This is a genomic window from Nocardia rhizosphaerae, from assembly GCF_042650365.1.
GTDB lineage: Bacteria > Actinomycetota > Actinomycetes > Mycobacteriales > Mycobacteriaceae > Nocardia > Nocardia rhizosphaerae.
The window spans coordinates 386,907-393,007 of the sequence record NZ_JBHSBA010000014.1; the positions used below are offsets into that span (position 1 = coordinate 386,907).

General features: G+C 67.9%; 7 protein-coding genes. 1 reads left to right on the plus strand and 6 read right to left on the minus strand.

From position 1 onward, the window contains the following. Positions 1–62: 62 nt before the first annotated feature. The 6 genes from ACFOW8_RS22075 to ACFOW8_RS22100 all read right to left on the minus strand — a co-directional run bounded on the left by ACFOW8_RS22075 (position 63) and on the right by ACFOW8_RS22100 (position 4,351). A complete protein-coding gene (locus ACFOW8_RS22075; protein WP_378553137.1) occupies positions 63–833 on the minus strand; it encodes an ESX secretion-associated protein EspG in 771 nt (256 codons plus the stop codon). A 233-nt stretch (positions 834–1,066) separates the two neighbouring features. After that, entirely contained in the window at positions 1,067–2,914 is a 1,848-nt protein-coding gene (locus ACFOW8_RS22080; protein WP_378553139.1) for an alpha/beta hydrolase, read from the minus strand. After that, complete coding sequence (locus tag ACFOW8_RS22085) at positions 2,914–3,204, minus strand: hypothetical protein (RefSeq protein WP_378553141.1); 291 nt, start codon at positions 3,202–3,204, stop codon at positions 2,914–2,916. Before ACFOW8_RS22085 ends, ACFOW8_RS22080 begins: the two co-directional genes overlap by 1 nt. 92 nt (positions 3,205–3,296) lie before the next feature. After that, on the minus strand, positions 3,297–3,743 hold the full coding sequence (locus ACFOW8_RS22090; protein WP_378553143.1) for a Fur family transcriptional regulator: 447 nt from the start codon (positions 3,741–3,743) through the stop codon (positions 3,297–3,299). Positions 3,744–3,746: 3 nt separating this feature from the next. Beyond that, complete coding sequence (locus ACFOW8_RS22095) at positions 3,747–4,097, minus strand: ArsR/SmtB family transcription factor (RefSeq protein WP_378553144.1); 351 nt, start codon at positions 4,095–4,097, stop codon at positions 3,747–3,749. 80 nt (positions 4,098–4,177) lie between these two features. After that, positions 4,178–4,351, minus strand: coding sequence for a hypothetical protein (locus tag ACFOW8_RS22100; protein ID WP_378553146.1), 174 nt, complete (start codon positions 4,349–4,351; stop codon positions 4,178–4,180). Positions 4,352–4,507: 156 nt separating this feature from the next. Here ACFOW8_RS22100 and ACFOW8_RS22105 point away from each other — a divergent pair, with 156 nt between their 5' ends. Beyond that, the gene (locus ACFOW8_RS22105) at positions 4,508–5,908 is read left to right on the plus strand and encodes a glycine--tRNA ligase (RefSeq protein ID WP_378553200.1); all 1,401 of its coding nucleotides are present in this window, start codon (positions 4,508–4,510) and stop codon (positions 5,906–5,908) included. Positions 5,909–6,101 lie beyond the last annotated feature (193 nt).

The window sequence follows — 6,101 nt, forward strand, 5'->3', positions numbered from 1 at the left end:
CAGTGATGCTGGTGGCCGAGCCGCCCGCCGGGCTCGTCGGCCGGTCGAGCATGGGTGAGCGGTCAGGCCAGCATCTCGTCGTTGTCACCGAACTCCTGGTGGTAGCGCTGGGCGCGGGCGAGCATGCGGTGGATGCCCGCGATCATGCGGTCGGTGGGAAGTGGTTCGGCGACGATCGGGTCGCCGGTCTTCACGTAGTAGCGGCCGTCGTCGTAGTCCATCCACCAGAAGGTGCGACCGGGGCTCGGCCTGGCATCCACCGCGGCGCCGGAGAACGCGGAGACCTCGCCGAAGGCGCGCCGCTTGCGCCGGAAGACGCGCGCGAGATGGTCGGCGGAGCTGAGCCGGCCCGCCCGGTATTCGAAGTGCTCTTCCTCGGCGGCGAGCCGCTCGCGCCGCACTTCCACCGGCGGCGTGGTGCCCGGCTTCGCGCGGGGCAGGGCGGCGACGGTGAGCGCGGCGACCTGGCCGGCGGTGCAGAAGGTCAGCGCTACGTCGCCGCCGGTGTCGGCCGCGCTGCCGGGCGCCTGCGCCAGCGTCGCACCCCGGTTGCCGCGGATCGCGCCGTGGAACCGGAGCACCTGTGCGTCGTCGCGGCCGACGAAGCCTTTGGATTCGACCCTGGCATCGGGGTCGAGCAGCACGGTCAGCGCGTGCTCGATCGCCGGATCGTATTTACACAGCAGCCGCTCGACGGCTGCCTCGCGCTGCGCCTTCAATTCGCCGAAATCGGCGATGTCGGTGCGGTATTGCAGCGGATAGGGCAGTCGGTCACGCCCGTACCCGGACCACAGGATCTCGAATTCGAGGCCGGTGAACTCAGCACGCTGCACTGCCGCGGTCTCCACCCATCTCGACGACACCACACCCGCTGCGCACCGGCCCGACCTCCGCACCCACAGGTCCCCGCACTGTCATGTCGATCCATCCCCTCCTGGCATAGACAGCAGCGCTCGACTCGAGCGGCGACGGCGGTGCCGAGTCTAGTCGGAAGAGCGCTCGCTCACCCGGCCGAGCGCGGTCATCGCCTCGAGATCGCGCAGCGCGCTGTTCGTAGCAGGCACCGTCATCGGATATCGATCCGCGCACCGGGCCCCGGATTGTCGGTGACCCTGGGATCGGCATAGGGGTCGATGGTGATCCCGAAGGCCGCGGCCGCCATCGCCACGGCGGCCGCTTTCGCGGCATCGAATGCTTCCTTGGCGCCGTTTCCGTTGTCGCCGAGGCCGATATCCACGAAATCGGTTTCGATTCCGCGTTCCACATAGGCGGTCGCCTCGCTGCCCGCGATGACGCCGGCGATGTTCTGGAACGCCGTCGATCTCGGGTCGTTCCAGTAGCCGCCATGGCCGTCGGGTCCGAACACGACGTCGCCGACGTCGTGGCCGCCGGTCGCGGTCCCGTAGAAGCCCGTATCCAGACGGATCACTCCTGGAGCCTCGTCAGGGTCACCACCGAGGGCCTCGGCGGCGTGCGGGTTCCCCGGCAGCTGGATTCCGCCGGGAACGGTGGGCCCGTCTTCGGGGTACGACTGCACGATCCCGATCAGGTCGCCCGGCGCGGTCATGGAATAGCGCCGCACTTCGGAGTTCGGATTGTTCCAGCCGGTGTCGAACACGCCGGTGCCCGCCGACGACGCGTGCAGGATGCGATCGGCGCGCAGTCCGAGTTGCTCGGCCGAGCCGACGATCGAACCGCCATAGGAATGCCCGACGTAGGTCACCGGGGTACCCGGTGTGCTCGCGGCGACCGCACGGTCGATCTCGCGGCCGAAGTCGACCAGCTTCGGCGCCATCTCGGCGGCGAAACGGGGACTCGGCGCGCCGTCGGACGAACTCGTCAAATTCTGTGGAAAGTCGCCCTCCATGTACAGCAAGATCGGACCACCGCTCTGGTCGGCGAGATTCCACGCGGCCACATGATTGGACCCGGATCCGTCCAGCGTGGTCGAGGTACCGGGCACATACACCCCGACGCCCGGCGACCCGGCCGTCAGCTCGCCGAGCAACTCGATCATCCGGCCGTTGCCCTCGGTGCTGAACATGATGAACTTGCGATCGACCATGTCCAGGCGCGGAGTCGTCGTCGATGGTGCGGTGTCGAGCCCCCCGATGCCCGCCGGATTCGGCACCGGCGCGAGCATGGCTGTCAACTGATCCACCCTGGACCTGTCCGGGTCCGCTTTCGCTTTCTCCCTGGTGAGGGCATTGCGGATAGCGATCTCGTTCGCCGCGATCCGCATCACGAACGGCACCCCGTTGAGATTGCCCAGGCTCTCCGGTGCCGCGATCACCAGCTGCCGTTGCGCCTCCGGGCTCAATTCCGCCAGAAACGCGGCGCGGTCGTCGGCCGACATCGCCGCCAGCTCGATCGCGACGGCGTCCGGATCGCGGACGGTGCCGTCGGCCATGGTGAGATCTGGCTGACCGTCGCGGATCGCGGCCAGGTCGGCCAGCGACTCCCGCAGGCTGGTGCCGAAGACACTGTCCAGGCGTTCGATCTCGTCGAGACCACCGGCGATGCTGAGCTGGAAGACGCCCGCCGCGCCTGCCCTGTCGGGGTCGGGGTGCGAGACCCGGCCGTCGGGTTCGACCGTGAAGCCCTCGCCGACTGCGAGATCGCGCTGCCCGAGCACGAAGGCGCGGGCGTGGTCGAGGCCGAGATGCGCGTCGGCGGCGGCGTCGGCGATGCGCAGCAGTACGGTACGCACCTCGTACCCGTGGTCGACTTCCTCGTCGATCCGCAGGATCGTGGCGTCTCTGGCCCGTCCGTGCCAGGACCCGGTGGCCGAGATCGCGCGCGAACAGTCGTCGACCGACGCCGACACCACGTCGGCATGGGCGCGCGCGGTGTCGGCGGTGCGCTGGAGGCCTGCGAGGTGCCAGTCGTCGAGCTGTGGGAGCGTCGGCCGCATCAGCGGGGGCTCAGCTTCCCGATCTCGCTCGCGATCCGGGCATCCTCGGCCTCGATGTCGGCGGCGAACCGGTCGACCAGGGCGGCGAGGTCGGTGAATCTCGTCGCGATCGACGACATCGCGTGGCCGGCCGGTTCGGCTATGGCCCGCACGGCGGCGAGCACGTCGCTGCCCGCACCGGTCGCCGCGCCCATCGCCGACCACGACAGCGCGCCGACCTCGTCCGCCTCCCGTCGCCATGTCGTGGCCATGGCCTTCAGCTGATCAGGTTCGACGCCGAATGCGCTCACGAATCCCCCTCCCTCGCGGATCGGTCTCTTCGTGAGGATTGGACGGAGATCGCGAACCGGGGGTTCCGCTATGTGATGTGAGTCACCTCACCTCACACTGATGCGTGCTCGTCCGCGCTCGCCGCGGCCGCACGCACGCAGTCGCGGCAGGTGCCGAAGATCTCCAGGGTGTGGCTCACCTCGGTGAAGCCGTGTTCGCCTGCGATCGACTCGGCCCATGCCTCGACCGTCGGGCCCTCGACCTCGACGGTGCGACCACAGTGTCGGCAGACCAGGTGATGGTGATGCCCGCTCGAGCACTGGCGGTAGACGGATTCGCCGGAGTCGGTGCGCAGCACGTCGACCATGCCCGCGTCGGCGAGTGACTGCAGTGTCCGGTAGACGGTGGTCAGGCCGATGCCCTCGCCGCGCTTACGGAGTTCGTCGTGCAGTTCCTGTGCCGAGCGGAACTCTTCGATATCGCCGAGCAGCGCCGAGATCGCGCTGCGCTGGCGGGTGCTGCGAACTCCGACCTGCTTTCCGGAGAGACTGTCTGCCACGGTTTACCCTTCCTCGGCGTGGGCGACGGCATCGATCACGATATGCGCCAGATGGTCGTCGACGAGTTCGTAGAGCACCTCGCGCCCCGAGCGTTCCCCGTGTACCACGCCCGCCGACTTGAGAATGCGTAGATGCTGGCTGACCAGTGGCTGGGTGACCCCGAGCGCGTCGACCAACTCGTGCACACAGCGCGGCGACTCGCGCAGCTGCAGCACGATCGCGATCCGCACCGGGGCGGCCAGCGCGCGTAGCAGCTCGCCCGCGTCCTCGAGCACTTGGCGCGCGGGTACCGTCGCCGGGGCGGGGGAGTGGTACGGGCTGTGCTGGTGCGCGGCCGTGGCATCGGTGGTCATCAACCAACTCCTTAATGGAAACCGATGCCATTTTGACATGCAGACGTGCGCATGTCGAATACGGCGCGTCGAGCTGGCGGTCAGCACCCGCTTTCGGTGACGATCGGCGCCTCGGGATCGAAGTACACCTCCGACGGCTGGTGCTGCGTGCCGGTGCGGAAGGGTGGATCGCTGTAGTCCGGTGCCAGGAATCCTTGCTCGGACAGCGCGCAGTCGACCGGAAACATGGACCCCTCGACATCGACGATGTACATCCCCTGTGGCCTAGTGAAGAACACTCTTGGACACAATGAAGGGTTTCCGGGTGATCGCCACGAGCGGGCCGGGTGCGGCGGAACTACCCCGTGCGGTGCAAAACCGGTTGGCCGGTGCCGATACCCTTGTCTGAATACATGTCGGACTCCCAAGGGATGGAGAAATCTCGCGTGGCACCCAAGTCGAAGGTGGACACCGTTGCCAACCTCGCCAAGCGCCGGGGCCTGGTTTACCCGTGCGGTGAGATCTACGGAGGCACCAAGTCGGCGTGGGACTACGGTCCCCTGGGCGTCGAGCTGAAGGAGAACATCAAGCGGCAGTGGTGGCGGGCGATGGTCACCAGCCGCGACGACGTCGTCGGCCTCGACTCCTCGGTGATCCTGCCGCGTCAGGTCTGGGAGGCCTCCGGCCACGTCGAGACCTTCTCCGATCCGCTGGTCGAGTCGCTGCACACGCACAAGCGCTACCGTGCCGACCATCTGCTCGAAGCGTATGAGGAGAAGCACGGCCATCCGCCCGCCAACGGCCTGGCCGACATCAACGATCCCGAGACCGGCCAGCCCGGCAAGTGGACCGAGCCGAAGAACTTCTCCGGCCTGCTCAAGACCTTCCTCGGCCCGGTCGACGACGAAGAGGGCCTGCACTACCTGCGCCCGGAGACCGCGCAGGGCATCTTCGTCAACTTCAAGAACGTCAAGGAAACCGCGCGCAAGAAGCCGCCGTTCGGCATCGCGCAGATCGGCAAGAGTTTCCGCAACGAGATCACCCCGGGCAACTTCATCTTCCGCACCCGCGAGTTCGAGCAGATGGAGATGGAGTTCTTCGTCAAGCCGGGCGAAGACGCCGAGTGGCACAAGTACTGGATCGACACCCGCCTGGCCTGGTACACCGATCTCGGCATCGATCCCGACAACCTGCGTCTCTACGACCACCCCAAGGAAAAGCTGTCGCACTACTCGGCGGGCACCACCGACATCGAGTACCGCTTCCGTTTCCAGGGCAGCGAGTGGGGCGAGCTCGAGGGCATCGCCAACCGCACCGACTACGACCTCTCCACCCACGCCAAGCACTCCGGCGTCGACCTGAGCTACTCCGACGCCAACGCCGGGGAGAAGTACGTCCCTTACGTCATCGAGCCCGCGGCTGGTCTGACCCGTTCGCTGATGGCGTTCCTGGTCGACGCCTACGCCGAAGACGAAGCCCCCAACGCCAAGGGCGGTGTCGACGTGCGCACGGTGCTGCGGCTTGACCGCCGCCTCGCGCCGGTCAAGGCCGCGGTGCTGCCGCTCTCGCGCAATGCCGACCTCACCCCGAAGGCCAAGGACCTCGCCGCCAAGCTGCGCCGCAACTGGAACGTCGACTTCGACGACGCGGGGGCCATCGGCCGCCGCTACCGCCGCCAGGACGAGATCGGAACCCCGTTCTGCATCACGGTCGACTTCGACACCCTCGACGACCAGGCCGTGACCATCCGCGAGCGCGACTCGATGGCGCAGGAGCGCATCGCGCTGGACAAGGTGGAGGCCTACCTCGCCACCCACCTGATCGGCGCTTGAGCTGTGTTGGTTTGAGCGCTGGCGCGCTCGAGGTCGCGGCCCCCTTGGTCCCGTCGATCAGGCACCGTTGCTTGCTCCTTCGTCGCTTGCGCAACGGCGCCTGATCGACGGGACGGGCCGCGACCGTCGACTTCGTCGGCGGACCCTCCTCGAGGTCGGGTCGTGCGGGGACGGGTTGGGCGGTGACGTTGCG

Excerpts from the sequence above, each read along its gene's own strand:
- ACFOW8_RS22100 (WP_378553146.1), bottom strand. The coding sequence starts at position 4,351 with ATGTACATCGTCGATGTCGAGGGGTCCATGTTTCCGGTCGACTGCGCG.
- ACFOW8_RS22095 (WP_378553144.1), bottom strand. The coding sequence starts at position 4,097 with ATGACCACCGATGCCACGGCCGCGCACCAGCACAGCCCGTACCACTCC.
- ACFOW8_RS22080 (WP_378553139.1), bottom strand. The coding sequence starts at position 2,914 with ATGCGGCCGACGCTCCCACAGCTCGACGACTGGCACCTCGCAGGCCTC.
- ACFOW8_RS22105 (WP_378553200.1), top strand. The coding sequence starts at position 4,508 with ATGGAGAAATCTCGCGTGGCACCCAAGTCGAAGGTGGACACCGTTGCC.